Below are 2,025 nucleotides of genomic sequence, written 5' to 3'. Positions count from 1 at the left end.
TTTTTTAATCACGCTGCGTGCTTGACCAGTAGTTTTCGACCACTTCCGGATTAACATCCCACAGCATCTGAGTCTTTTCATTGTCTTTTTCTTCATTCATTTTTTTTAAAGAAGATGAAGGCTGTTTCATACTGATATATTTAATCAAATCCTGTTTGCTCGGTTCAGACTCACCTTCAGGATTTTCAATCAACTCAGACTCTTTTTTCTTGGGTGGCTGAGTATCCTTGCTGGGTGAGTTGGTCGATTTATTTTTCTCATTCGGTGAACTTGTTTTATGTGATGATGAGTCCAGAACAGTACTCGGTAAGTTTGCGGTACCTTGCTGCTGGCTTTGCTTATATTTATACAGCGCAACCGAACTTCGGGTTAAACTCAACTGGCCAAATTCAGGTGGTATTTGCGCACGACAACTTTCAAATGTTGCAGGTGGGATCACCTGACTGAGCAATTCAAAGGTGCCCAGATTCAACATTTGACGCAAGGCAAAGTTGGTTGCCTCACGCTCGCCCTTTCCAAGCTGGATATTCAATAAAGTATGCCCAGCAAACCTGCCTGCACTCAGGCCATAATCCTGTGCGGCTATCTGCTTTTGCAGCGAAACATTGGCTACTACTTTACTGCTGCGGGTATCAGTCAACGATAGATCCAAGCCAACCATAATGCGGGTTTGACTGTAATTCGGACCGACACCGCCAATCTGCATATCTACACCGCCACCCGGAATAAAATCCAGACTGTTAATGCTACCCGTCACATAATAATCAGAGGCCTGAATTTGCCGCGGATCGCGAATCCCCCACTTGGCTTCACTTTCAATAATCCGCGGATCACGTCGATTCAATAAGCTAACCCCGGCCTGAAACAAGGCGGACTGCACCATGTCTCCCGCACCCTGGGTCACCATTTTGCCACTGCCGCCATTGGTCACCACATCTTTACCAGTCTGGTCCAGAATAGCACCGACAGAAAAGCTGACATCACTGCGCAGTTGCCCTTTCAGGCAAGATAAAGCCATATCAAAAGGGGTAAAAATATCGGTCACCGGGGGTCCCTGTACCAGACTGACTGGTTTCTTATTTGAGACCGCCATACCAGTACAACCGCTCAGAAGTTGGCTAAAAATGATCAGCGCACTCACGGAAGATATTTTTCTTCTATTTAAAGGAAAGTTCAGCATGGTGAGCCTCCCGGTTGAGTGCTTAAGTTAGGGCATTGCTGATTATTTTGAGTGGTGGTGGAATTTAGAGTCCCATCATTCGTAGTATCATTCGAAATATCTATACCGTTATTAGAACCATTGATATTCACATTGCTGGTAGCTGAATTCACTGTACCTATAGAGCTGGTTGAGGTGCTGTTTATTGTGGTTTTTCCTAGTCCAGAATAATAATCAGAATCCATGAGTTCGATCAGATTTGCCTGCACCAAATTCTCATTGGAACGGCTACTTGACGATTTCCAGCGCTGACTCCATTCATCCGATGTGGCATAAGCATTGCCCAGAATACAGCAACAAAATAAACCCACATTGATCACTGATATTTTCATAATCATTGCCCGTCCTTTGATCGAGGATGTTTATTTATTTTTTATTTAGTTTAGTAAGGTTTAATTTATATTAAAAATATTAAACCACATAAAAAAAACAAAAGGCAAAATTTATTGGGTTTTACATACTTTAGGTTTATAAAGATTAATTATCTTGTTGTTATAATTAATATATTGTTAATTGTTGTTTATTTTTGAATTGTAAGAAATCATTATGCAATAAATCTTTAAAATTAAAATTTACAACAAAATCTCAATTCAATTGATATTTTTTTTATATTAAAAACAATCAAAATTTCATCAACAAAGACTCAACTTGGCAAAGAGTTTCAGTTTTATGACATTGTAAACTTTGATTTTATTAGAACCCTCATTTAAATGTGATGAACATCTACTTTTTATAAAAATACAATTAACCAATCACAGTTAAGCGTATTTATAAAGTAATTCTGATAGAAAGAGGAATTTTTTAAA

2 protein-coding genes are annotated in these 2,025 nt (G+C 39.2%); both read right to left on the bottom strand.

Annotated features, from left to right (window positions below; all coding sequences use genetic code 11):
- Nucleotides 1-4 precede the first annotated feature (4 nt).
- Nucleotides 5-1,180, bottom strand: coding sequence for a CsgG/HfaB family protein (locus ACE01R_RS17690; RefSeq protein ID WP_395552792.1), 1,176 nt, complete (start codon nucleotides 1,178-1,180; stop codon nucleotides 5-7).
- Nucleotides 1,174-1,551, bottom strand: a complete 378-nt coding sequence (locus ACE01R_RS17685) for a hypothetical protein (protein WP_395552791.1) — start codon at nucleotides 1,549-1,551, stop codon at nucleotides 1,174-1,176. The genes ACE01R_RS17690 and ACE01R_RS17685 overlap by 7 nt, the downstream gene beginning before the upstream one ends.
- Nucleotides 1,552-2,025: the final 474 nt, after the last annotated feature.

Origin of the sequence: Acinetobacter sp. BSP-28 (assembly GCF_044130285.1) — a bacterium.
Classification (GTDB): Bacteria; Pseudomonadota; Gammaproteobacteria; order Pseudomonadales; family Moraxellaceae; genus Acinetobacter.
The sequence above is the reverse complement of the archived record's forward strand: the minus strand, read 5'-3'. Positions and strand labels throughout refer to the sequence as shown.